The organism is Sphingomonas paeninsulae (genome assembly GCF_003660165.1).
GTDB lineage: Bacteria > Pseudomonadota > Alphaproteobacteria > Sphingomonadales > Sphingomonadaceae > Sphingomonas_O > Sphingomonas_O paeninsulae.
This window is the reverse complement of the sequence record NZ_CP032829.1, coordinates 1,854,518-1,878,845: the sequence shown is the minus strand read 5'-3', so window position 1 is coordinate 1,878,845 and position 24,328 is coordinate 1,854,518. Positions and strand designations below refer to the sequence as shown.

Below are 24,328 nucleotides of genomic sequence, written 5' to 3'. Positions count from 1 at the left end.
TGATACTGTGATACGCAATGCAAAGCTCCTCGCGCTCGCCGCCGGTTTGATTACGGCAATGGGATTCGCGCCACTAAATCTCTGGCCGGTGACGTTGATCGGTTGCTGCGTGATCATCGCAGTGATCCGTAACGCACCCAATTTGCAAGGCGCGATAGCGCGTGGCTATTGGTTCGGCTTCGGGAATTTCGTCATTGGTTTGAACTGGATAGCGGGCGCTTTCCGGTTTCAGGAAACGATGCCGATCTGGCTCGGTTATTTTGCGGTAATAGCCCTGGCTTTCTACCTCGCAATCTATCCGGCAATGGCGGCCGGGGTTGCGTGGCACGGAAGAAAACGTCCGGTCGTGTTCGTATTATTTTTCGCCTTTGCGTGGATTCTGACCGAATATCTCCGTGCAACAATGTTTACCGGCTTTGCGTGGAACCCGATCGGGGTGATCTGGGTGACGACGCCAGTGGCCGGACTCGCGCGGTGGATCGGAACTTATGGGCTTTCCGGGCTGGTGATGCTCGAAGCCGGACTGGTCATGGTCGCGGTTAAAGATCGCCGCGTTCGGCCTTGGGCTGCCGCTGTCGTGATCGCCCTGCCCGTGCTGGGCTGGCTCGTCACCATGGGCAATCCGGGGACGACCACCCGTTTAATCCGCGTGGTTCAGGCCAATATCGGTCAAGCGACCAAGCAAAACCCCGCCTATGACGAACGCAATTTCGACGCCCTTGCGCGACTCACCGGTCCCCCCGGACCTGTCCCGCGTCTGATCCTGTGGCCTGAAGCTGCCGTCCCTTACTTTCTCGAAGAAGAACGCTGGGCACGTGAACGAATAGCCAAGCTGATGGGGCCAAACGATGTCATCATGACCGGCGGCGATGCACTGGTTTACGATGCCAAAGGCGATGTGTCGGCGGCACGTAACTCACTGTTCGCGATGACGCCCGACGCTAAACTGATCGCGCGTTACGACAAATCGCACCTCGTTCCTTACGGCGAATACCTGCCAATGCGACCGTTATTGTCTGCGATCGGCCTCTCGCGCCTCGTTCCCGGCGATCTCGACTTTCTGCCCGGTCCCGGTCCGTTGACTTATGCGCTGCCCGCTTTCGGCAATGTCGGCGTGCAGATTTGCTATGAGATCATTTTTTCAGGTCAGGTCGTGGACAGCGCGCACCGACCTGACTTCCTGTTCAACCCCTCAAACGACGCATGGTTCGGCGCATGGGGTCCGCCACAGCATTTGGCGCAGGCTCGCTTGCGCGCCCTCGAAGAGGGAATGCCGATCGTTCGCGCGACTCCTACCGGGATTTCCGCCGTCATTGATGCCAGGGGCCGGATCGTGACCGCTCTGCCGCAGGGCAAAGCTGGCTTTATCCAAACAACAATCCCGGCAGTAATCTCCCCGACACCGTTCGCGCGTTACGGAAACATTCTCTCCATCGCCTTCGCATTTTTCTTGGGACTGACGGGCGTTGCCCTTGGATGGCGACGCCGCTAAAGAGCAGACATAAAGTTTCCTTTATATCTGCATAGGACACCCAATGCGTTCCAGTTTTCTCTTTACGTCCGAGAGCGTTTCCGAAGGTCATCCAGACAAGGTTGCCGACCAGATTTCGGACACGGTGGTCGATCTGTTCCTGTCGAAAGACCCACAGGCGCGCGTTGCCTGCGAAACGCTGGTGACGACGCAGCGCGTTGTTCTGGCAGGTGAAGTTCGCGGTAACGGCATGATCGATACCGAAGGCAAATGGGCCGATGGTGCGTTGGCAGAAATCGAAGCTGCGGTGCGCGCGACGGTGAAGAAAATCGGTTACGAACAGGACGGGTTCCACTGGGACACGCTGGAGTTCGCCAACCACCTCCACCCACAGTCCGCACACATCGCGCAGGGCGTGGATGAAAGCGGCAACAAGGACGAAGGCGCTGGCGATCAGGGCATCATGTTTGGTTATGCGACCGACGAGACGCCTGATCTGATGCCAGCGACGCTCTATTATTCGCACAAGATTCTGGAGCGAATGGCCGCCGACCGTCACTCGGGCGCAGCTCCGTTTCTGGAGCCTGATGCCAAGAGTCAGGTCACTTTGCGCTATGAAAACGAAGTGCCGGTCGAGGCGACTGCACTCGTCGTTTCCACCCAGCACGCGCCTGGCTATTATTTCCACAATAACGAGGGCGATCCCGCACTCTACGCCAAGCTGCGCGACTATGTCGTCAGCGTTTTCCATGACGTGCTGCCCAAGGGCTTCATCACCGACAACACGGTGATCCACGTCAATCCGACGGGGCGATTCGAGATCGGCGGGCCGGATGGCGATGCTGGCGTGACGGGGCGCAAGATCATCGTGGACACTTACGGCGGCGCTTCGCCACATGGCGGCGGCGCATTCAGCGGTAAGGACCCGACGAAGGTCGATCGTTCGGCCGCTTATGTGACGCGCTATCTGGCGAAGAACATCGTTGCTGCCGGGTTGGCTCGGCGCTGCACCATTCAGTTGTCCTATGCTATTGGTGTGGCTGAGCCGCTGTCGGTTTATGTCGACCTGCACGGCACCGGCACGGTCGATGAAGCGAAGCTGGAGGCCGCGTTGCCAAATCTAGTGCGCCTGACGCCAAAGGGCATCCGCACGCATCTGGGGCTGAACAAGGCAATCTATCAGCCGAGTGCGGCTTATGGCCATTTTGGGCGTAAGGCTGAGGGCGATTTCTTCAGCTGGGAAAAGACCGATCTGGTCGATGCTCTGAAATCTGCTCTGGCTTAAGCGTTCAATTGAGATTTGAAATTCCGCTTCCCCGACCCTGTCGGGGAAGCGGTTGTCCGTTAAGCCAGTGTTCGAACCTTCGACTCCCGGTCCCAATGTCGCTTCGGCGCAACCTTGGCGAAGTCGGCGAGCGACACCACGCCCTCGTCGGGTTCCACACCCGCCTTGTCGATCAATGCCTGTGCGCCCGTATTATGGCCGATGGTTTTAACATGACCATAAGCGTCCATCACAAACTGAACAGCGGCACCTTCCTTCGACAGTTTTGCCGCAGCAGCTTTCGTAAGGATGATCGCAACCGCGTCGAACAATACCGAAGGCGACCCCGCGAGTTGGCCGTCAGCCTTCAATGTTCCACCCTTTACCGAAATCCCGCCGACCTTTGGTGCGATGAGCAGCGCGCTGCCGCCTGCGGCTTCGACTGACTTCACCACGGCATCGATTTCAGCTTTGTCAGAGCCCTCATCGAACAGGATCGCGACTTTGCGACCCGGCATCGCTGGATCGCCCTTTTTCACAATCGACAGCGCGTCCGACACTTCCATGTCGATGGGAGCCTTTGCCGGTTTAGACGCTGCGGGGAGGTCCATTGCCAACCCATCGGCAACGCGCTTCGCTAAACCCTCGTCCACGTTGCGGAGGTTCGAGATCATCCTGAGCCGCACGGGCTCCAGCGCGACTTTGGATAGTTCAAACACAATGGCCGACGCCAGATGGGCCTGTTCGATCGGAGCCTGCGACCGAAAGAACAGCCGCGCCTGACTATAATGATCGGCAAACAAGGCCCCCCGCACACGCAATTTCTGCGTGGGGTCATTGCGATCATCGTTCGTGGTAATCGTCGCGAAGCCCGTCTTGGGAGACTCACGCGGACCGCCATCTTCCCCGTTCGCTCCAAGACTGTTCGGTTCGTAATTGGCACGACCTTTAGGCACCATCATTTGCATCATGCCGTCCCGCTGAAAATTGCCAAACGGGCATTTGGGAGCGTTGATGGGGATCTGATGAAAGTTGGTCGTGCCCAGCCGCGACTTTTGCGTGTCCAGGTACGAAAACAACCGCCCCTGAAGAAGCGGATCGTTCGAGAAATCGATGCCGGGAACCACGTTGGTCGGCAGAAAAGCCACCTGTTCGGTTTCAGCAAAGAAGTTATCGACATTGCGGTCGAGGACCATACGACCAACGATGCGCAGCGGCAGAACCTCCTCTGGAATGAGCTTAGTCGCGTCGAGCACATCATAGGACTGGGCGGCGGCGAACTCCTCGTCGAAAACTTGCAGGCCCAGTTCCCATTCGGGAAAATCGCCACTTTCAATCGATTCGAATAGATCGCGACGGTGAAAGTCGGGGTCGGCACCGGCGATCTTGACGGCCTCATCCCAGCAGGTCGACTGCATCCCGAGTTTGGGCCGCCAGTGGAATTTCACAAAGGTAGTTTCACCCTTGGCGTTGATCATTTGAAAGGTGTGGACGCCGAAACCCTCCATCATGCGGAGCGAACGCGGAATGGCGCGGTCCGACATGGCCCACATGACCATATGGGTGGATTCGGGCATCAACGACACAAAATCCCAGAATGTATCATGCGCGGAACCCGCTTGCGGATAGCCCTTGTCGGCCTCCATTTTGACCGAATGGATAAGGTCGGGAAACTTGATCGCGTCCTGAATGAAGAACACCGGAATGTTATTACCGACGAGATCCCAATTGCCCTCTTGAGTGTAGAATTTGACGGCGAAACCGCGGACGTCGCGGGGGGTATCAACCGAACCGGCACCGCCAGCGACGGTAGAAAAGCGGGTGAACAAGGGAACGCGCTCGCCTTTTTTCTGAAACAGGCTGGCCTTGGTCAGTTCGGGAATGGCGACCGTACATTCGAAGAAGCCGTGCGCGCCGGATCCACGCGCGTGAACAATCCGTTCGGGGATGCGCTCATGGTCGAAGTGAAAGATTTTCTCGCGCAGGACGAAATCTTCGAGCAGCGTCGGGCCGCGATCGCCTGCCTTTAACGAGTTCTGGTTATCGGAGATGCGGACGCCGTGGTTGGTGGTTATATGGGGACGCCCATCGGCCTGCTGGTGCGTTTCGCCACCGCTGCCAGGGCTGGCCGTGACTTGAACCGTGGGGGTGTCGTTCTTCCTCGCCATGCTAATATCCTCTTGCTCGTTACGTGATGAACGAGGCGGCGGGAGCAAGGTTGCCATGGTGGGTCGATTTGTTTTCGGCGAGCGGCTACAGGCGCTGCGATGTCAGACCCACTCACCATAGGCAGGCTTTACGGACGACGCATGGGGCATAAGCTTCGTGGCGGGCAGTCGGCGCTTGTCGAAGAATTATTGCCGCAACTGTCGGTGCCCGACGGACCGCTGAATTCAACCGTTTTGTTCGGCGACGAGCGGCCAATGGAACTGGAGATTGGCTTCGGCGCGGGCGAACATCTTGCGGGCCAAGCGGAGATGCGGCCAGACCGTGGCTTCCTCGGATGCGAACCGTTCCTGAACGGAATGGTCGGCGCGTTGCAGCATATCGCGGAGCGCGAGCTTACCAATGTTCGGCTTCACATGGGCGATGCGCTCGACGTGCTAAACCGCCTGCCCGATGCGTCGCTGGAACGAGTCTATCTGCTGCATCCCGACCCTTGGCCAAAGGCCCGCCACGCAAAGCGCCGGTTCATGAACACCGGCCCGATGGACATGATCGCCGCCAAGCTGAAGCCCGGCGGCGAGTTCAGGTTTGGGACCGACCACCCCATCTATGTGGCGCATGCTATGATGATCATGAGCGGCCGCAACGATTTCGCGTGGCAGGTCAGGACGGCCCAGGACTTTCTGACCCGCCCGGACGACTGGGTCGAAACGCGATATGAACGCAAGGCCCGTCGGCTCGGACATGAGGTCTGGTATTTTCGGTATCTGCGAACCTGACATTCATCGCAGATGGACGTCAGGGGCAGAAGAATGGCTCACGGCTCGATACGCAGCAAGCCATTCTCGACAGACGCGCGTGCAATGAGACTGTCGACTAAAGGTGCCGGGTAAGGGCCAAGGAAACTTGGCCGCGTTGTCGCAACCGATTTCAGCAGGTCGATGCGGTGCAGCGTTGCCAACACATCATGCGACTTTCGCCGGAACAGATAGATGTTGGCATTTGCGGGCAAAGCAAGGCGACCGCCCCGCGAAACACCAGCCTTAGCGGCATAGCCCCAGGCCCAGGGATCGAAGGGATCGTCGCCGCGCTGGATCGTGATCAGGGAGAACGGACAGCGGTTGACGCCCAGCTCGACGGCGCACGCCATATGCGCGCTGACACTCATGCTTTCACCGTCCAGCACCAGAACCGCGCGCGGATCCCGGGACACTGTGCGCACGACATTCGCCCAATCCTCTATTTGAAGATTATGAGTATTTTTGACAAGGTTCAGTCCCAAAAGCAGCATTACTGCTACTGCGGCAATCACAAAAACTCGCGTGTTCCGAATGGTGTCGAGACCCGCGGCCGCGAGCGTGAGCGGGAAGATCGAAACCCATAAGATGGTTCTGTCCATAATCACCGGCTGCTTGAGGCTCGATAGTGTGAACAGCAGAACCGCGATAATCGGACACATCAGCGTTAATCGTGTCGTCACTTGGTTCGAGGTTCGAATGACGCAAAGTAAAGCAAAGCCAGCAACCGTGAGCGGAATAATCTTGGCCCAGCCCGTTGTGCTTCGGGACAAAAGAACGGTTGAGAAAAACGAGGAGGCTATCTGACGCAAGCCCGTCGGCTCGATCCAGCTGATATTGCCGTTGGGCGATCGCAACTGAAGATAGGTGATGTAAAGCCACCACGAAGCCCCCGTGACGATCAGCATATCGGCTAAGATCAAATGGAACCAGCGGCTACCCACAACAGGTCGAAAACGGCGATCCACCAGCATCAGCGACGCAGTCGCGGCAATCGGCCAGATACACGCCGTCGTATGCAGATAAACACCGGCAATCGCGCCACCGACATAGGCAGCCCATGACAGCCACAGCTTACGGTCGGGGTCGTCCTGCGACCGTGCGATATTGAGCAGACCGAAAAACGATATCGAGATCGCCAAGTAGAGAAAGGTGTAGCCCCGGACCATCAGCGAAAAGTTCAGCTGCTGCGCCGACAGCGCTAACATTAGTGCGGCGATCAGTCCCGCCCGCCGACTATAGTTTTGCCCGATACCGACGTAAGTCACAGCGATCGCCAGCAAGCCTGCGACAACCGAAAACAGGCGAAGTTTGAAAGCACCGAGGCCAACGATCCCGATCCAGCCCTGCAACATGGAATAATAAAGCGGCGGGTTGGTTTCGCGGATCATCCATCCGCTCCACAAATTGCTAAGCGGCTGTCCTGCGAAAAAAACAGAGGCCAGTTCGTCGGACCATAGCGAGTAACGCGCAGATGATATTCTGACGATGGCCGCAAAAATTAAAACTGCAAGTAATCCGAACGGCAAGCTTGCCCATCTCGATTTGGCAGCGTCAGTTGTTTGTATCGGAGATATCCGGCCAACATGCGTCGTCAGTGCGTTCATGCTAATTCCCCGTGCGCCGCCTGCACGTCGGAGGCTCTAGCACAGCTCGGGATGGTCGCCGCGATAGCTCGAAAATTATTTGACCTCGCTTATTTATCTATCGCAAGGCGTCGTATCGGTGAGCAATCGATCCTGTTCGCATCGGATCTTTTTCTTCGGCGTAAGCAACACAGGCTCTTCGGTTTCCTTGCCACAAGGGCTGGTGTCGGTGAGCAGCCTGTCCTGTTCGCACCTCACCCTAACTTTTGATCGCAGCGGTAAAAAGGGAGCATATGGATTAACCGGCGCAATATTCCGCGCGGGCGGCGGTGTCGGCGGCGGGCTAACCACAAGCTCCGCACTCAGCGGAGCGGTGGCGAGAAAGCTCCAAATAATGATGGCTTTAACCGCTGCGTTACTATGCATGATCTGCCGCAACCTCCAGTGTTCGATAATAAATTGTGCGCCAGAACGCGCGGACGGGCAACTATGGATCATACCTGTCGTCACTAACCTGACCTTCGGGCACCTGATTGCGATCGTTTTCGAAACCGCTCTTGCCCGCTTCGCCCCTTTCGCATATATGGAACACGTCTTCCTTACATCGGTAACGCTGTTCGGGTTCGAAGCTGCTGGCTCCGGACGGTCTAGACGCATGGTTTAACCGGAGAATTACTTGGCCGATATCGCTGCACTGACTGCATTGATCGAACCCGAAGCAACGACGCTTGGGTTGCGGTTGGTGCGCGTGCAGATGAACGGCGGCAAGTCGGATCCTACATTGCAGATTATGGCGGAGCGGCCCGAAACACGGCAGCTAACGCTAGAGGATTGCGCAGAACTGTCGCGGCGGATTTCGGATTTGTTCGATGAAGTCGACCCGATTGAAGAGGCTTATCGGCTGGAGGTTTCATCGCCCGGCATCGACCGTCCGCTAACGCGGCTGGCCGATTACGATGACTGGAATGGGCATGAGGCGCGGATTCGGCTGATCGAGCCGATCGAAGGTCGCAAGATGTTCGATGCGCGACTCGAAGGTGCTGCAGACAACAACGTACTGGTGACAGCCAAACATGGTGCGATGACGATCCCGTTCGATGCGATCGTTTCCGCTAAGTTGGTTCTGACCGACAAACTCATCAAGGCAACCGCTCCGCTGATCGCGGACGGCGCCGACAAGATCATACAAGAAGGATAAGAACTGATGGCTAGTTCCGCCGTTTCTGCCAACAAGGCTGAACTGCTCGCGATTGCCGATGCAGTCGCCAAGGAAAAGCTGATCGATCGCGAAATCGTGATCGAGGCGATGGAAGATGCTATCCAGCGTGCGGCGCGCTCGCGTTACGGTGCCGAGAACGACATCCGCGCAAAGATCGACACGACCAGCGGCGATTTGCGTTTGTGGCGCGTTGTCGAAGTGGTCGAGCAGGTCGAAGATTATTTCAAGCAGGTTTCGCTGACCGAAGGCCAGAAATTACAGCCCGGTTCGGCGCTGGGCGATTTCATCGTCGATCCGCTGCCCAATATCGAATTCGGACGCATTGCTGCACAGGCATCGAAGCAGGTGATCTTTCAAAAGGTCCGCGATGCCGAGCGCGAGCGTCAGTTTGAAGAGTTCAAAGACCGTGCCGGAGAGATCATCACCGGCGTCGTCAAGCGGGTCGAGTTCGGTCACGTCGTTGTCGACCTTGGCCGTGCCGAAGGTGTTATCCGCCGCGATGCGCAGATCCCCCGCGAAGTTGTTCGTGTCGGTGACCGCATCCGTTCGCTGATCCTGAAGGTCGTTCGCGAAGCCCGTGGCCCCCAGATTTTCCTGAGCCGCGCGCATCCCGACTTCATGAAAAAGCTGTTCGCACAGGAAGTCCCCGAAATCTATGATGGCATCATTACCATCATGGCAGCGGCACGCGACCCCGGCAGCCGTGCCAAGATCGGCGTGATCAGCCGTGACAGCAGCATCGACCCGGTTGGCGCGTGCGTCGGCATGAAGGGTAGTCGAGTGCAGGCGGTTGTGCAGGAAATGCAAGGCGAGAAGATCGACATCATTCCGTGGTCGACCGACACCGCGACCTTTGTTGTCAATGCGTTACAGCCCGCCACGGTCAGCCGCGTGATCATCGATGAAGAAGAGGGCCGCATCGAAGTCGTCGTTCCTGACGATCAGTTGAGCCTCGCCATCGGTCGTCGGGGGCAGAATGTGCGACTTGCGAGCCAGTTAACCGGTTCGCAGATCGATATTCTGACCGAAGCTGACGCCAGCGAAAAGCGTCAGCGCGAATTTCTGGAGCGTTCGGAACTATTCCAGAACGAGCTGGATGTGGACGAGACGCTGGCTCAGTTGCTGGTTGCCGAAGGGTTCACCAGCCTTGAGGAAGTTGCCTACGTCGAGGTCAGCGAAATCAGCGACATCGAAGGGTTCGACCCCGAACTCGCCGGCGAGTTGCAGAATCGCGCGACCGAAGCTCTGGAGCGGCGTGAAGAAGCCAGCCGCGAGGAACGTCGCGGTCTGGGCGTCGAGGACGATCTGGCCGAAATGCCGCACATGACCGAAGCGATGCTGGTCACGCTCGGCAAAGCTGGAATCAAGACGCTCGACGATCTCGCCGATCTGGCGACCGACGAACTGATCCAGAAGCGTCGTGTCGAACCACGCCGCAAGGCCGTGCAATCCGACGAGCCGAAGGGTGGCATCCTTGCCGAATATTCGCTGACCGAAGAACAGGGCAACGAAATCATCATGGCGGCCCGCGCCCATTGGTTCGAGGATGAAGTTGTTAGTGAGGGAGACGCTGATGCGGTCCCTTCCCAATGACACGGTAGAACTCAACGCTGAAATCGCTCATCCCCTCCCCGACGCGGTGGAGGGGGCGGCGAAACTGTGTCCGGGGCTGATCGTGGTCCGGACACGTCCCGCCCCGACACGTCCCGCAAAGCACAGAGCAAAAGCGAGCCGGAGCGTCGGTGCATCCTGTCGGGTGAACATGCGCCACGGACCGCGCTCATTCGGCTGGCGCTTGGGCCGGACGGTCAGATTTTGCCGGATATACGCGCAAAAGCTCCCGGTCGTGGTGCTTGGATCGGTGTCGACCGACCGACACTTGAGGCCGCGATGGCCAAGGGTAAGCTGAAAGGCGCACTCGCGAGGGCATTCAAGACGGGTGAGGCAAAGATTCCCGACGACCTGCCACAGATGATCGAGGACGCATTGCAACGTAATGCACTCGACCGGCTGGGGCTGGAGGCACGAGCATCGACGATCACGACGGGTTCGGAGCGAATCGACGAAGCAGGGCGCAAGGGGCAGCTTCATTTGCTGTTCCATGCCGCCGATGCGGCGACCGACGGCAACCGCAAACTTGACCAAGCGTGGCGAGTCGGCCTCGAAGAAGAAGGTTCCGGGCGACAAGGCTTGGTTTTGAGCGTCCCCCGCCCTATCTTGTCGGTAGCACTGGGCCGCGAAAATGTGGTACATATCGGTGTGATCGACGCGCGCGCCGCAACGCGCGTGGCAGCGGCGATCGACCGGTGGCACGGTTTTATAGGATTTGCGCCCACGGGCTGGCCTTGCGAAACACCTTCGCAGGGTTCAGGGCCGCGCGGCGCTTTTAGCAGTTCAAACGAAGGGTTCGGGTCAGTTTAATGAGCGATAGCGAGAAACCGAAGCTGGGAACGCGTCCGCCCCTGGGCATCAAGCGCACCGAAACCGGCCAGGTCAAACAGAGCTTCAGCCACGGTCGCCAGAACACCGTGGTCGTCGAGATCAAGAAGAAGCGCATCCTTTCGCGTCCGGGCGATCCTGCGCCTGTGGTCGAGGTGGCTCCCGAGCCCGAGGTCATTGTTGCACCTGTGGTGGTTGCGGCTCCCGCGCCTGTGCCTGCGCCCGTACCGGCCCCGGTTGCGGTTCCCGCCCCGGTTGTTCCGCCTCCGGTGGTCGAACCAGTTGCGGTTGCCCCGATTGTTGAGGCACCCGTTGTTGAGGCACCTGTTGTAGTTCCAGCTCCGGTAGCCGAAGCACCCGTTGCTGCGCCCGCTGCGCCTGCGCCTGCGCCTGTTGCTGCTCCGGTTCCCGCACCTGTTGCGGTGGCTGCTCCAGTAGCTCCGCCAGCACCTGCACCCGTCCCCGCGCCAGCAGCTCGCGCTGCTGCCCCGAGCCGCGCAGCCCCTGCTACGGGCCGAACAATTCCACAGGCCAGTCTGATGACGCGGCAGGAATTGCAAACCAAGCTACTGCGTGAAGCCGAAGAAGCGCGCATGACGGCGCTTGAAGACGCTCGCCGTCGTGAAGATCGCCTCAAGGTCGAATCGGCCGAAGATCAGAAGCGTCGCGCCGAAGAAAATCGCAAGGCCGAAGAAGCTGCGCGCCTTGCCGCTGAACTCGCCGCTCGGGAAGCCGCTAACGCTCCGCCCGCCCCCGTTGCCGAACCCGAAGTTCAGCGCGCACAGGACCGTGACGAAGAAAAGCGTTTCACCAAGCCCGCAGCGGCTCCCGGTGGCATTCGTCGTCCCGAACCTGCACGGCCTGCAACGCGTCCGCGTCAGGGTGACGATCGTCGCCAGTCGGGCAAGTTGACCGTCACGCGCGCTCTTGATTCGGATGGCGAAGGTGCTCGTGCCCGTTCGCTGGCAGCGCTGAAGCGTGCCCGTGAAAAGGAACGCCGTGCGCATGGCAGCGGTCAGCCGCAGATCAAGCAGATCCGCGACGTCGTCGTTCCTGAAAAGATCACGGTCGGTGAACTCGCCAACCGTATGGCCGAACGTGGCAGCGACCTGATCAAAGCCCTGTTCAACATGGGTGTGCCGTCCGCGATGGGCGACAGCATCGATCAGGACACCGCCGAATTGCTGGTCACGGATTTCGGCCACAACGTAACACGCGTTTCGGACAGCGATGTCGAAATCGATCAGTCAGCAGACGTCGATGCCGATGACACGCTGGTTACGCGTGCGCCGGTCGTCACGATCATGGGCCATGTCGATCACGGCAAGACCTCGCTGCTCGATGCCCTGCGTGGGACAAATGTCGTGCGCGGCGAAGCGGGTGGGATCACCCAGCACATCGGCGCCTATCAGGTGGCGACAAAGGCTGGCGATATCATCACCTTCCTCGACACGCCGGGTCACGAAGCCTTCACCGAAATGCGTAAGCGCGGCGCGAACGTCACCGATATTGTGGTGCTGGTCGTGGCTGCGGATGACAGCATCAAGCCGCAGACGATTGAGGCGATCAACCATACGCGCGCCGCTGGCGTGCCGATGATCGTTGCAATCACGAAGGTCGATAAACCAGAGGCCAATCCGGACAAGGTTCGTCAGGCGTTGCTTCAGTATGAAGTCATCGTCGAAGAATTATCGGGTGACGTGCAGGATGTCGAAGTTTCGGCAACGGCAAAGACCGGTCTGGACGAACTGATCGAGAAAATTCAGCTTCAGGCCGAATTACTCGAACTGCGCGCCAACCCGGATCGTGCCGCCGAAGGTACGGTTATCGAAGCCAAGCTCGACAAGGGTCGTGGTCCACTTGCCACCATCCTCGTCCGTCGCGGCACGATGAAGGTCGGCGACATCGTCGTCGTCGGCAGCCAGAGCGGCAAGATTCGTGCGATGATTAATGACAAGGGTCAGCAGATCAAGGTTGCAGGGCCTTCGATGCCGGTCGAAATCCTTGGTCTGTCGGGTGTGCCGTCTGCTGGCGATCCGATGTCGGTGGTCGAGAACGAAGCGCGTGCACGTGAAGTCGCACTGTATCGTACCAAGACCGCGACCGAGAAGCGCACGGTTTCCGCGCCGGTCGACATGGAAAATCTGTTTGCCGATCTGAGTGCAGTGAAGGCGATGGAATATCCGATCGTCATCAAGGGCGATGTGCAGGGTTCGGTCGAGGCGATCGTCAATGCGGTCAACAGGATTTCGACCGACCTCATCAAGGTTCGCGTGTTGAGCGCGGGCGTTGGCGGGATCACCGAGAGCGACGTGTTGTTGGCTGCGGCCTCTGGCGCGCCTGTCATCGGCTTCAACGTCCGTCCGAACGCCAAGGCTCAGGCTTTGGCCAAGCGCGACCGTGTCGAATTCCAGTATTTCGATGTCATCTATCACCTGACCGATGCGGTTCGTGGTGCGATGGCCGGCGAGCTGGGACCAGAAATGATCGAGCATGTCGTCGGTCGTGCCGAAATCCGCGAGGTCTTCTCGGCGGGCAAGCATGGCAAGGCGGCGGGTCTGCTCGTCACCGAAGGCGTCATCCGCAAGCTGCTCAAGGCGCGTATCACGCGTGCCGACGTCATCATCTACAATGGTTTCGTCACGTCGCTGCGCCGCTTCAAGGACGATGTCGCAGAGGTTCGTGCGGGTCTCGAATGCGGCGTCACCTTCGATGCGACCAACGACATCAAGGCTGGCGACTTCCTCGAAACCTACGAAGTCGAAGAGCGCGTTCGCACGCTTTGACCTATCTCCCCTCCGTTTCCCCTGAAAATTGGGGCGGAGGGGGTTAGGGAGGAAGAATTATGAAGAACACAACTCCCGAAAATAAATTGGTCCGCCTGCTCCGCGTTGGTGAAGCCGTGCGTCATGCGCTGTCGGCGATTCTCGCGCGCGGGGATGTGCATGACGCGACGCTCGACAAGCATATGGTCAGCGTTACCGAAGTGCGGATGTCACCCGATCTGCGTCATGCGACGGTGTTCGTAAAACCGTTGCTCGGCCGTGAGGAAGAGGCCGTCATCAAGGCGCTGCGGACCAATACTGCCTATCTGCAAAAGGCGGTGGCTCAGGCTGTAAACAGCAAATACGCAGCCAAGCTGAAGTTCCTGGCAGATGAGAGTTTCGATGAGGGCAGCCACATCGACACGCTGCTTCGTGCGCCGAAAGTTGCGCAGGATCTGGGCAGGGATGATGAGCCTAGCACTACGTAAGGGCATCCGATGGCCAAGCTGTATTTCTACTACGCCGCGATGAATGCGGGTAAATCGACCAATTTGTTGCAGGCGGCGTTCAATTATGCCGAGCGTGGCATGGCGACGATGCTGTTTACAGCCGCGATCGACGACCGGGCGCAACCGGGGCGGATTACTTCACGGATTGGGCTTGAGGCCGAAGCAACACCGTTCGATGCGGCCAGCGATTTGAAGGCCTTGGTTGAAGCCGAAGCGCATAAACGTCCGCTGTCTTGCGTGCTGGTCGATGAAGCCCAGTTTTTGACGCGGACGCAAGTTCTGCAATTGGCGAGCATCTGTGACGTGTCGAAGATTCCGGTGCTGGCCTATGGCTTACGGACTGATTTCCGCGGGGAATTATTCGAGGGATCGGCGGCGTTGCTCGGCCTCGCCGACAATCTCGTCGAGTTGAAAGCGATCTGTCATTGCGGGCGCAAGGCGACGATGAACCTGCGGATCGATAACGCCGGGTTTGCGGTTGCCCAGGGCAATCAGACCGAGATCGGCGGCAACGACCGCTATGTCGCGCTATGTCGGCGGCATTTTATGGAAGCAATGGCGTGACGACGGGTTTAGCGACGACGCTAATCGACGGCGATCTACGGCTCGAACAATTTGCCGACGCCCATGTCGAGGGATTACGCGCGGCCTGTGCCGAAGATCAGGATATCTGGCCCATCTATCCATTTTCGATGATCGGTGAGCATTTCGACCCAAGCCTCGCGCGATTGCGTAGCTTCCCAAACTGGCAGCTATTCGCCGTACTCGACGGCGGCAGGGTCGCCGGCATGACCGGCTATATCTATATTGACGAGCCATCCCACGCGCTTGAGATCGGCGCGACCTATATCGCGCCGCGCGTGCGGGGATCGGGGTTCAACCGGCGGATGAAAACGCTGATGATCGACCATGCCATCGAAGTTGGTTTTAAACGGATCGAGTTTCGGGTCGACACGAGGAACGAACGGTCGATGGCGGCGGTGATGAAACTGGGTGCGAGGCACGAGGGTACATTGCGTCAGAACCGAAAAACCTGGACTGGCTATGTCCGCGACACCGCGATTTACAGCCTGCTTGCACATGAATGGACGGCATCATCAACGGCTGGCTGATTATCGATAAACCGCTCGGGCTGGGGTCCACCACCGCGGTTAGCTGGGTTAAGCGCGCGCTGCGGCAGGGTGGCCATGGCAAGGTGAAGGTCGGGCATGGCGGAACGCTGGATCCACTGGCGACCGGCGTGCTGCCGATTGCTTTGGGAGAGGCGACCAAGCTGGCAGGCCGGATGCTGGACGCGAGCAAGGTTTACGATTTTACGATCGGGTTCGGGACGCAAACCGATACGCTCGATGGTGAGGGTGTGGTGATCGCCACCAGCGACGTGCGGCCGACTTTGGCAGCGGTCGAGGCTGTGTTGGGGCAGTTTACCGGGCCCATCGAACAGATGCCGCCGGCCTATTCGGCGCTGAAAGTCGACGGGAAGCGGGCCTATGATCTGGCGCGGGCTGGTGAAGAGGTCGTGCTGAAAACGCGGGCGGTTACGATCTATTCGCTCGACGTTCTGGGTTCCGGCGACTCCGAAATCACCCTCTCCGCCCATGTCTCCAAAGGCACCTATATCCGCTCCCTTGCCCGCGATATTGCGCTGGCATTGGACAGTGTGGGCCATGTCACCATGCTCCGTCGCACGAAAGCTGGGCCATTCGCCCTCGAAAACGCGATTTTGCTGGACAATCTGGACGAAATCGCTACGGCCCGCATGCTTGAAGACGTGATCCTGCCACTGACGGCGGGGCTGGACGACATCCCGGCTCTACCCGTCACACCGGCTCAGGCGGCCGCACTCCGACAGGGGCGCGTGTTGACCGGGATCCCCTCAATCGACGGTCCTTACCTGGCGAACGACGGCACTACGCCGGTCGCGCTGGTCGAGGCCATTTCCGGGGAAATCCGGGTCGTGCGTGGCTTCAACATTCAACCCGATGTCGCGAAGGAAGAAATTTGACGATCACTGCCGAACGCAAAACCGAAGTCATTGCAGAATATGCTCAGCACGAAGGTGACACGGGTTCGCCCGAAGTCCAGGTTGCGATCATCACGACGCGCATCATCAACCTGACCGAGCATTTCAAGACGCACAAGAAGGACAACCATTCGCGTCGCGGTCTTCTCATGCTCGTCAACAAGCGCCGTTCGCTGCTCGATTATCTGAAACGGATCGACAACGGGCGCTATACCGCACTCATTACGAAGCTTGGTCTTCGCAAGTAACAACGGACGGCCCCCGCGTGGGGCCGTTCTGCTATTCCGGCCCGACGCATTCGGCACGGGCGGAACACAAGGGGGTCGATATGGACCCCATTACAGGCCCCCGCAGCATTGGGCTGTCGGGTCAGAAGGAATATAAATGTTCAACATGAAAACAGTAGAAATCGAGTGGGGCGGACAGACCCTCAAGCTCGAGACCGGTCGCGTTGCGCGGCAGGCCGATGGCGCCGTGATGGCGACGCTCGGTGAAACGGTTGTGCTTTGTGCGGTTACGGCTGCGCGTTCGGTGAAAGAAGGCCAGGACTTCTTTCCGCTGACCGTTCACTATCAGGAAAAATTCTCGTCGGCGGGTCGTATTCCCGGCGGCTTCTTCAAGCGTGAGCGCGGCGCGACCGAGAAGGAAACGCTTGTTTCCCGCCTCATCGACCGTCCGATCCGCCCGTTGTTTCCAGAAGGTTTCTACAACGAAATCAACGTGATCTGTCAGGTCATGTCTTATGACGGCGTCAACGAGCCGGACGTATTGGCGATGGTTGCGGCTTCTGCTGCACTGACGCTGTCGGGTGTGCCATTCATGGGTCCGATCGCCGCTGCGCGCGTCGGCTATGTCGAGGGTGAGTACATCCTGAACCCAACCGACGAGCAGGTTGCCGCTGGCGATCTGGATCTGGTAGTTGCCGGTACGCACGATGCGGTCATGATGGTTGAGTCGGAAGCCAAGGAGCTTTCGGAAGAAGTCATGCTCGAAGCTGTGATGTTTGCGCATCGCGGCATCCAGAAGGTCATCGGCGCAATCGTCGATCTGGCTGAACAAGCCGCCAAGGAGCCTTGGGCAATGGCACCGCAGGCCGATCTTTCGGCTGCGAAGACCAAGCTGAAGAAGTTGATCGGCAAGGACATCACGGCCGCTTACAAGCTGACCGACAAGTCGGCACGTTCGTCGGCGCTGAACGAAGCCCGCGCCAAGGCGAAGGCAGCGTTCTCCGATGCCACGCCGCAGGATCAGATGGCCGCAAACAAGCTCGTCAAAAAGCTGGAAGCCGAAATCGTCCGCACCGCCATCCTGAAGGATGGTCAGCGCATTGACGGTCGCACGACCACGCAGATTCGTCCGATCGAAGCGATCGTGGGCTTCCTGCCCCGCACGCACGGTTCGGCACTGTTCACGCGTGGCGAAACCCAGTCGATCTGCACGACCACTCTCGGCACCAAGGACGCCGAGCAGATGATCGACGGTCTGGGTGGCCTGAGCTATTCGAACTTCATGCTGCACTATAACTTCCCTCCCTATTCGGTTGGTGAAGTCGGTCGTTTCGGCGCCCCCGGTCGTCGCGAAATCGGCCACGGTAAGCTCGCATGGCGCGCGCTGCACCCAGTGCTGCCGTCGAAGGACGAGTTTCCGTACACGATCCGCGTTCTGTCCGACATCACGGAGAGCAACGGTTCGTCGTCGATGGCAACAGTCTGCGGCGGTTCGCTGTCGATGATGGATGCCGGTGTGCCATTGAAGCGCCCGGTTTCGGGCATCGCAATGGGCCTGATCCTCGAAGGCAAGGACTTTGCTGTCATCAGCGATATCCTCGGCGACGAAGATCATCTCGGCGACATGGATTTCAAGGTTGCAGGCACGTCCGAGGGCATCACCACGATGCAGATGGACATCAAGATCGCCGGCATCACCGAAGAGATCATGCGTCAGGCACTGAAGCAGGCGGCCGAAGGTCGCACGCACATCCTTGGTGAAATGGCTAAGGCACTCGACAGCACGCGCACCGAGCTTTCGGCTCATGCGCCACGCATCGAAACGTTGCAGATCGACAAGGCGAAAATCCGCGAAGTCATCGGCACGGGCGGCAAGGTCATTCGCGAAATCGTCGCAACGACCGGTGCCAAGGTCGACATCGACGACGAGGGTTTGATCAAGATCAGCTCGTCCGACGTGGCGCAGATCGAAGCTGCTCGTCAGTGGATTCTGGGCATCACGCAGGAAGCGGAAGTCGGCAAGGTTTATGACGGTAAGGTCGTAAACATGGTCGATTTCGGCGCGTTCGTGAACTTCATGGGTGGCAAGGACGGCCTCGTCCACGTTTCGGAAATCCGTAACGAACGCACCGAGAAGGTCACAGACGTTCTGAGCGAAGGTCAGGCCGTAAAGGTCAAGGTTCTCGAAATCGATCCACGCGGCAAGGTTCGCCTGTCGATGCGGGTTGTCGATCAGGAAACCGGCGCCGAATTGGAAGATACCCGTCCGCCCCGCGAGGAGCGTCCACGCGGCGATCGTCCAGAGCGTTCGGATCGTGGCCCACGTCGCGATGGCGATGGTGGCCGTGGCCCCCGTCGTGATGGCGGTGGCGGTGATCGTGGTCCACGTCGCGAAGGCGGCCCCCGTTCGGATGGCGGCGATCGTGCTCCCCGTGCAGAGGGCGACCGCGCTCCCCGCGCCGAGGGTGGCGATCGCGCTCCCCGTGGCGAAGGCGGTTACGGTGGCGGTCGTGCCAAGCAGGACGATGATAACGGTCCCGCACCAGAGTTCGCTCCTGCGTTTCTGACCCGCGAGGATTAATCGTCGATCTACCGTTTATCCGGTTTGTCGAAATTGAGAGGGGTCGCAGCAATGCGGCCCCTTTCTTTTTGTAAAAACAATAGTTTGCGCCCAGCATCCTGTTAAAAATTATCCAATTCGGCAACGCTTCGTCGCGACATTATAACGGTCTGGCGCAGCGCGAATGGACATTCCCAGTGCGCAACGGCTGGGCAAAGTAATGGGCAAGGGTGAAAAACTGATCGCGGGTCTTCCGCTTTGGCGCAAATCGCCAATTGCTCAAACGACAGGCACTTTGGTGCTCTTCGCAATAAGTCTGGGCGTGCGGTTTATCGTCGGTGGAGTCATCCCCCCTGGCTTTCCATTCGTGACCTTTTTCCCTGCGGTGATCCTTTCCGGCTTTCTGTTCGGCGTGCGGAATGGAGCCGTTGCCGGTGTCCTTTGCGGAATTGCTGCGTGGTGGTTCTTCATCGCGCCCACGAGCCAGTATGATCTGACAACGGGCGGAGTCGCGGCGATGATGCTTTATGCGTTCGTCGTGGTAACCGAACTCTGCGTCATTTACCTGATGCAAAGGGCTCATGGTGCGTTGGTACGCGAACGGGCGCGCTGCGAAGCGCTTGCGGCCAGTCGCGGGGTCATGTTCAATGAACTGCAACACCGCGTATCGAACAACCTCCAGGTCGCGGCCGGACTATTGTCGCTTCAGCGACGCCGGATTGGCGACCCGGAAGCCGCAGCCGCTCTCGATCAGGCAACGCGCAGGCTTGGTACGATCGGACGGATCAGCCGCTCGCTTTATGACCCCAATGGCGCGGCGCTGGGGCTGGATCGGCTTTTGTCGCAGCTATGCAACGATGTGCTCGATGCCAGCGGACGCGAGAATGTGACCATCGCCGTGACCACGGAGGGCGTGCCGACAATCGAACCCGATTCCGCTATTCCGGCGGCATTGATCGTTGCAGAAGCTGTTGCAAACGCAATCGAACATGGGTTTGCCGAAGGTCGCGGTGGGCGTATCGATGTGCGAATTACACAGACCAAAGCAAATCTGAAAGTCAGTGTAACGGACAACGGACGTGGATTGCCCGCGGGATTCGATCTCAGCAAAACCGACAGTCTTGGTTTGCGGATCGCGACGACACTTGCGCGTCAGATGAACGGGCAATTCTCGCTCAGCAGCGGCGCTGAAACATGCGCCGTGCTGGCGCTATCGACCCAGAACCCGGCAACATAGAAAAGGCCGCAGGATCGCTATTGAAGCGACCCCGCAGCCCTCTAACTCTTACCGAGCTTTCAGACCTTACTTGGCCTTGGCAGCAGCAGCATTCTGTTCGGCAATGGTTCCACCCTGAGCGGCGGTTGCGTCGATAGCATCAGCCTTGTTCTCGCCAACGGCGCGAACGGCATCAGCCTTGTTCTCAAGAGCATCCTGCGCATTGTCGGTCGCTGCATTGTCCGCAACATCTTCAATGTTGTCGGCAACATTCTCATAGTTGTCAGCAACATTTTCAGCAGCTGGAGTCTGCTTGTTGCAGGCACCCAGAGCAATCAGACCGGCAATAGCAACGCTCGTCAAAATACGGTTCTTCATCAAAAAAATCCTCCTGTTTAGGCCCACGTCCCGCGCAAGCTTCCAGAACGCAACAATCCCCGAACCTGCCCGTGGTTCCGTAACCCCGAACATTTTCAGCATTAAGTGGGGAGCTTCTGTTGCTCGGTGCTCCCCGTACCGCCGGTTTCCGCTTCTGTTGCCCGGTGCGGTCCGAACCGCGCTAACACCTTATAACATTATCCCAGAAGGACTCTGTTATGCAGCGATTGCGAGTACCTCGTTATCGTTGGCACTTATCGTTTTGAACGGTTTTAGGGCGCATTCAGGCCCGGCAAAAATACCGTCTTTCAATACACGTCGATCCTAGTTCGGCCCCATCAGGATCAGCCGAAAAGCTGATTTTGGTGGAGCCGCCGGGTACCGCCCCCGGGTCCGCTGCATCTATTTTACGGCATCATTTATCACCATAGCCGAGGCCGAAGCCTAGGCCCTTCCAATATAGCCCCGCTTTTCCGAATGAAAAGTGCTGATCGCGCTGTGCGATGAATTGCGGACAAACAGGTCACAACTTGCCGTTCATGGCTAAACCGCTATGAAGCCAGTATATGTTGACGCAACGGTCCCGTTATGCGCTTCGCGCAATGCTCGTTCTGGCGAGTGAGAAGGCTGGTGGCCCACCTGTACCGATGAGCAGGATTGCCACTGAGGCAGAGATCCCACGTAAATTCCTCGAGATAATTCTTGGCGAGTTGCGCAACGCGGGGTTTGTCCTGTCGACGCGGGGCAAGGCCGGGGGATTTCATCTCGCCCGTCCCGCCCACCTGATTTCGTTCGGCGATATCATCCGAACGATCGAGGGGCCGCTGGCACTTGTTCCCTGCGTCAGTCGAACAGCTTACAAACGCTGCAAGGATTGCCGCAGCGAAGCGAACTGCGCCATTCGCCGCGCGATGATGATCGTTCGCGACGATACAGCGCGGATCCTGGATGGCACCAGCCTTGCCGGTGCCACCGCTCAGGACCTTGCGGCTGCTTAAAGCTTTGGCCGCTTAAAGCTTGGGACGGGCACGAAGCTCGTCACGAATCTCTTTCAGCAACGCTACATCGGCAGGGTCAGCGGCCGCGACCGCTTCGACCTTCATTACTTTGTTTGCCGCGCGGACAAGCATGAAGATGATGAAGGCGACGATGAGGAAATTCACCGCTTGAGTGACGAATTCGCCATAGCCGAGCAAGGCGACGCCCGCTTTCTTCAACGCTGCATAGTCAGTGGGTGAGCCAGCATAGTGGGCGGGGATCTTACCCAGCACCAGGAAATAACTGGAAAAATCCAGGCCACCGAACACCTTACCGATAATCGGCATGATGATATCATCGGTAAGCGAAGTGACGATCTTGCCGAACGCCGCGCCAATTATGACCGCGACGGCGAGGTCGAGCACATTGCCCCGACTGACGAATGCCTTGAATTCCTGAAACATCATTTCCTCCTTTTCTGCTGTTTACGAAATAGCCTACGAAACGTGATCGATTGCAACCCCGATTGCGTGGCCGATTGCGCTGCCCTACACCGCTGGTGTATTAATCGCGCACTACACACAGACCGGAGAGCCACGACCATGCGTTTCCCATCACGCTTTGCCCTGATCGCACCCGTCGCAGCGGTTGCACTGGCCGGTTGCGGCATCAATTCAATCCCAACCGCCGAAGAAAATGCAAAAGCCAAATGGGCGGACGTTCAGGCGTCGTATCAGCGCCGCGCCGACCTGATCCCCAATTTGCAGGCGACGGTAAAGGGTTCGGCAGCGTCCGAAGGCAAAATTCTGACCGATGTGATCGAAGCGCGCGCAAAGGCGACCTCGATTCAGGTCAGCGCGAACGATCTGACCGATCCTGCCAAGGTCGCTCAGTTTCAGGCCGCGCAGGGCCAGTTGAGCGGATCGCTCAGCCGGTTAATGGCCAATGTCGAGGCCTATCCCGAGTTGAAGAGCCAGGCGAACTTCTCGACGTTCATGCAGCAGATCGAGGGTACCGAGAACCGCATCAACATTGCGATCCGCGATTATAATGTCGCGGTGCAGTCGTATAACACCCAAATCCGCACGTTCCCGGCGGCGATCGGTGCCAAGATTTTCTATGGCGCGAAACCGATGGCGACATACACCGCAACATCTGCCGGGGCACAGAACGCGCCTAAGGTTGATTTCAACTAAGTCGGAACCCCTGCCCTTTTATCCAAGGTAACAAGACAGTGCAGTCGCTCAGGATTATCGGCCTGAAAAGCATGATCGCGCTGCTCATCGCATTGTTCGCGATGCCAGCCTTTGCGCAGACGTTCCCTCCCCTGACGGGGCGGGTCGTCGATGCGGCGAAGATATTGTCGCCCGACCAGGTGGCCGCGCTCGATGCCAAACTACAGGCGCAGGAAACCGCGTCGGGGCATCAACTCGTCGTCGCGACCATCCCTGATCTTCAGGGCTATCCGATCGAGGACTATGGCTACAAGCTGGGCCGCGCATGGGCTTTGGGAAAGAAAGACGTCAACGACGGTGCAATCCTGCTCGTCGCGCCGAACGACCGAAAGGTGCGGATCGAGGTCGGATACGGGCTCGAACCGGTACTGACGGATGCTTACTCCGGCATCATCATCAACACGCAGATACTGCCTCATTTCAAAGCCAATGATTACCCAGGCGGAATCAGCGCGGGCGTGGATGCGATTGCCGAACAGATCAAGCTGCCACCCGAACAGGCACAGGCGCAGATGGCAGCAGCAGCGACTGAGACGCGCAAAAGCGGTGCGGGAATTCCGATTGGTGCCATCCTGCCCTTCATCTTTCTCTTCATCTTTTTCGTTTTGCCTCTGTTGCGGCGGGGAGCAAGCGGGCGCAGCCACGGCGGCAGCGGCCTCGGTTCGATCATCTTGTGGAGCGCACTCGATGCGGCAATGCGCGGACGTGGTGGCGGCGGGTCTGACTGGGGCGGCGGCGGCGGAGACGGCGGAGGCGGAGGCTTTTCCGGGGGCGGCGGTTCGTTCGGTGGCGGCGGAGCATCCGGGGGATGGTGATGCGTCGCCCCACGGATGCCGAACGGCAAGCGATCAGCGATGCAGTGCAAACCGCAGAATCCGGAACGTCGGGGGAGATCGTTACGATCGTTGCCGACCGGTCGGACAGCTATCACGATGCCGGGCTGCATTACGCTGTGCTGGCGATGTTCCTGGCACTGGCGGCCTTTGCGATCTGGCCCGACGCCTATCTGCACCTGCTCGGCGTGTTCAGTGGCGGATGGGTGCATGAACCTTCGCTAATGCGTGTTCTGACGGTGCTGTGGACCGTGCTGGCCGTACTGTTCCTGATCGTCCGTTACGGGCTGACCTATATGCCATTGCGGCTGTGGCTAACACCGAAAGCAACCCGTCGGCGACGGGTGCGGCGGCGCGCGCTTGAACTATTCAAGGTCGGCACCGAGGCGCGAACCGCGGGACACACCGGCATATTGATCTACCTGTCACTGGGCGAACATATGGCGGAGATCGTTGCGGATCAGGCTGTTCACAGCGTCGTGCCTGACACAGAATGGGGCGACGCAATGGCCGCGTTGATCCGGGAAGTCCGGGAAGGACGAATTGCAGACGGCATGATCGCCGCCATTGGGCAGGTCGGAACCATTCTTTCCAGCCACCTGCCGCGCGCGGATGATGACGTGGACGAACTACCCGATCGCCTGATCGAACTGTGACGGTTC

23 protein-coding genes and 1 other RNA gene are annotated in these 24,328 nt (G+C 58.8%); 19 read left to right on the top strand and 5 right to left on the bottom strand.

Annotated elements, in window-relative coordinates:
- The first annotated feature begins 7 nt into the window (after positions 1-7).
- Both lnt and metK read left to right on the top strand, forming a co-directional pair.
- A complete protein-coding gene (gene lnt, locus D3Y57_RS14645; protein WP_277873312.1) occupies positions 8-1,492 on the top strand; it encodes an apolipoprotein N-acyltransferase in 1,485 nt (494 codons plus the stop codon).
- Between the two features lie 43 nt (positions 1,493-1,535).
- Positions 1,536-2,756: a methionine adenosyltransferase gene (gene metK / locus D3Y57_RS14640; RefSeq protein ID WP_121153749.1), complete on the top strand. Its 1,221-nt coding sequence runs from the start codon at positions 1,536-1,538 to the stop codon at positions 2,754-2,756.
- 59 nt (positions 2,757-2,815) lie between these two features.
- Here metK and D3Y57_RS14635 read toward each other — a convergent pair whose 3' ends face one another.
- Positions 2,816-4,903, bottom strand: coding sequence for a catalase (locus D3Y57_RS14635; RefSeq protein ID WP_121153747.1), 2,088 nt, complete (start codon positions 4,901-4,903; stop codon positions 2,816-2,818).
- A 99-nt stretch (positions 4,904-5,002) separates the two neighbouring features.
- Here D3Y57_RS14635 and trmB point away from each other — a divergent pair, with 99 nt between their 5' ends.
- Positions 5,003-5,680, top strand: coding sequence for a tRNA (guanine(46)-N(7))-methyltransferase TrmB (gene trmB / locus D3Y57_RS14630; RefSeq protein WP_121153745.1), 678 nt, complete (start codon positions 5,003-5,005; stop codon positions 5,678-5,680).
- A 38-nt stretch (positions 5,681-5,718) separates the two neighbouring features.
- Here the strand turns inward: trmB and D3Y57_RS14625 are convergent, their stop codons facing one another.
- The gene (locus D3Y57_RS14625) at positions 5,719-7,089 is read right to left on the bottom strand and encodes a glycosyltransferase family 39 protein (protein ID WP_162987142.1); all 1,371 of its coding nucleotides are present in this window, start codon (positions 7,087-7,089) and stop codon (positions 5,719-5,721) included.
- A 334-nt stretch (positions 7,090-7,423) separates the two neighbouring features.
- Here D3Y57_RS14625 and D3Y57_RS14620 point away from each other — a divergent pair, with 334 nt between their 5' ends.
- The 12 genes from D3Y57_RS14620 to D3Y57_RS14565 all read left to right on the top strand — a co-directional run bounded on the left by D3Y57_RS14620 (position 7,424) and on the right by D3Y57_RS14565 (position 20,263).
- The gene (locus D3Y57_RS14620; protein ID WP_162987141.1) at positions 7,424-7,948 is read left to right on the top strand and encodes a hypothetical protein; all 525 of its coding nucleotides are present in this window, start codon (positions 7,424-7,426) and stop codon (positions 7,946-7,948) included.
- A 12-nt stretch (positions 7,949-7,960) separates the two neighbouring features.
- Complete coding sequence (gene rimP / locus D3Y57_RS14615; RefSeq protein WP_121153739.1) at positions 7,961-8,482, top strand: ribosome maturation protein RimP; 522 nt, start codon at positions 7,961-7,963, stop codon at positions 8,480-8,482.
- A gap of 6 nt (positions 8,483-8,488) precedes the next feature.
- Positions 8,489-10,096 carry a transcription termination factor NusA gene (gene nusA / locus D3Y57_RS14610; protein ID WP_121153737.1) on the top strand — a complete coding sequence of 536 codons (1,608 nt, stop codon included), beginning with the start codon at positions 8,489-8,491 and terminating at the stop codon, positions 10,094-10,096.
- 153 nt (positions 10,097-10,249) lie between these two features.
- Complete coding sequence (locus D3Y57_RS14605; protein ID WP_239026080.1) at positions 10,250-10,924, top strand: DUF448 domain-containing protein; 675 nt, start codon at positions 10,250-10,252, stop codon at positions 10,922-10,924.
- Positions 10,924-13,728 (top strand): translation initiation factor IF-2, encoded by a 2,805-nt coding sequence (infB, locus tag D3Y57_RS14600; RefSeq protein ID WP_121153733.1) that lies wholly within the window; start codon positions 10,924-10,926, stop codon positions 13,726-13,728. The genes D3Y57_RS14605 and infB overlap by 1 nt, the downstream gene beginning before the upstream one ends.
- 59 nt (positions 13,729-13,787) lie before the next feature.
- Entirely contained in the window at positions 13,788-14,195 is a 408-nt protein-coding gene (rbfA, locus tag D3Y57_RS14595) for a 30S ribosome-binding factor RbfA (RefSeq protein WP_121153731.1), read from the top strand.
- A gap of 9 nt (positions 14,196-14,204) precedes the next feature.
- Complete coding sequence (locus D3Y57_RS14590) at positions 14,205-14,780, top strand: thymidine kinase (protein ID WP_121153729.1); 576 nt, start codon at positions 14,205-14,207, stop codon at positions 14,778-14,780.
- Positions 14,777-15,328 carry a GNAT family N-acetyltransferase gene (locus tag D3Y57_RS14585; protein WP_239025865.1) on the top strand — a complete coding sequence of 184 codons (552 nt, stop codon included), beginning with the start codon at positions 14,777-14,779 and terminating at the stop codon, positions 15,326-15,328. The genes D3Y57_RS14590 and D3Y57_RS14585 overlap by 4 nt, the downstream gene beginning before the upstream one ends.
- A complete protein-coding gene (gene truB / locus D3Y57_RS14580; protein WP_121153725.1) occupies positions 15,301-16,221 on the top strand; it encodes a tRNA pseudouridine(55) synthase TruB in 921 nt (306 codons plus the stop codon). The genes D3Y57_RS14585 and truB overlap by 28 nt, the downstream gene beginning before the upstream one ends.
- Positions 16,218-16,487 carry a 30S ribosomal protein S15 gene (gene rpsO / locus D3Y57_RS14575; RefSeq protein WP_121153723.1) on the top strand — a complete coding sequence of 90 codons (270 nt, stop codon included), beginning with the start codon at positions 16,218-16,220 and terminating at the stop codon, positions 16,485-16,487. Before truB ends, rpsO begins: the two co-directional genes overlap by 4 nt.
- Before the next feature lie 136 nt (positions 16,488-16,623).
- Complete coding sequence (gene pnp, locus D3Y57_RS14570; RefSeq protein ID WP_121153721.1) at positions 16,624-19,047, top strand: polyribonucleotide nucleotidyltransferase; 2,424 nt, start codon at positions 16,624-16,626, stop codon at positions 19,045-19,047.
- Positions 19,048-19,210: 163 nt separating this feature from the next.
- On the top strand, positions 19,211-20,263 hold the full coding sequence (locus D3Y57_RS14565; protein WP_121153719.1) for a histidine kinase dimerization/phosphoacceptor domain -containing protein: 1,053 nt from the start codon (positions 19,211-19,213) through the stop codon (positions 20,261-20,263).
- 66 nt (positions 20,264-20,329) lie between these two features.
- Here the strand turns inward: D3Y57_RS14565 and D3Y57_RS14560 are convergent, their stop codons facing one another.
- Complete coding sequence (locus D3Y57_RS14560) at positions 20,330-20,620, bottom strand: hypothetical protein (protein ID WP_121156001.1); 291 nt, start codon at positions 20,618-20,620, stop codon at positions 20,330-20,332.
- Between the two features lie 143 nt (positions 20,621-20,763).
- Positions 20,764-21,108, bottom strand: a transfer-messenger RNA (tmRNA) gene (ssrA, locus tag D3Y57_RS14555).
- Positions 21,109-21,186: 78 nt separating this feature from the next.
- Here ssrA and D3Y57_RS14550 point away from each other — a divergent pair.
- Positions 21,187-21,618 carry an RrF2 family transcriptional regulator gene (locus D3Y57_RS14550; protein WP_121153717.1) on the top strand — a complete coding sequence of 144 codons (432 nt, stop codon included), beginning with the start codon at positions 21,187-21,189 and terminating at the stop codon, positions 21,616-21,618.
- A 12-nt stretch (positions 21,619-21,630) separates the two neighbouring features.
- Here D3Y57_RS14550 and mscL read toward each other — a convergent pair whose 3' ends face one another.
- Positions 21,631-22,062: a large conductance mechanosensitive channel protein MscL gene (mscL, locus tag D3Y57_RS14545; protein WP_121155999.1), complete on the bottom strand. Its 432-nt coding sequence runs from the start codon at positions 22,060-22,062 to the stop codon at positions 21,631-21,633.
- A 138-nt stretch (positions 22,063-22,200) separates the two neighbouring features.
- On the opposite strand from mscL, the gene D3Y57_RS14540 reads away from it, so the two are divergent.
- From D3Y57_RS14540 to D3Y57_RS14530, 3 genes are all read left to right on the top strand, one after another.
- On the top strand, positions 22,201-22,794 hold the full coding sequence (locus tag D3Y57_RS14540; RefSeq protein ID WP_121153715.1) for a LemA family protein: 594 nt from the start codon (positions 22,201-22,203) through the stop codon (positions 22,792-22,794).
- 71 nt (positions 22,795-22,865) lie between these two features.
- Positions 22,866-23,648, top strand: a complete 783-nt coding sequence (locus D3Y57_RS14535; protein WP_121155997.1) for a TPM domain-containing protein — start codon at positions 22,866-22,868, stop codon at positions 23,646-23,648.
- The gene (locus D3Y57_RS14530; protein ID WP_121155995.1) at positions 23,648-24,322 is read left to right on the top strand and encodes a TPM domain-containing protein; all 675 of its coding nucleotides are present in this window, start codon (positions 23,648-23,650) and stop codon (positions 24,320-24,322) included. Before D3Y57_RS14535 ends, D3Y57_RS14530 begins: the two co-directional genes overlap by 1 nt.
- The last annotated feature ends 6 nt before the right edge of the window (positions 24,323-24,328 follow it).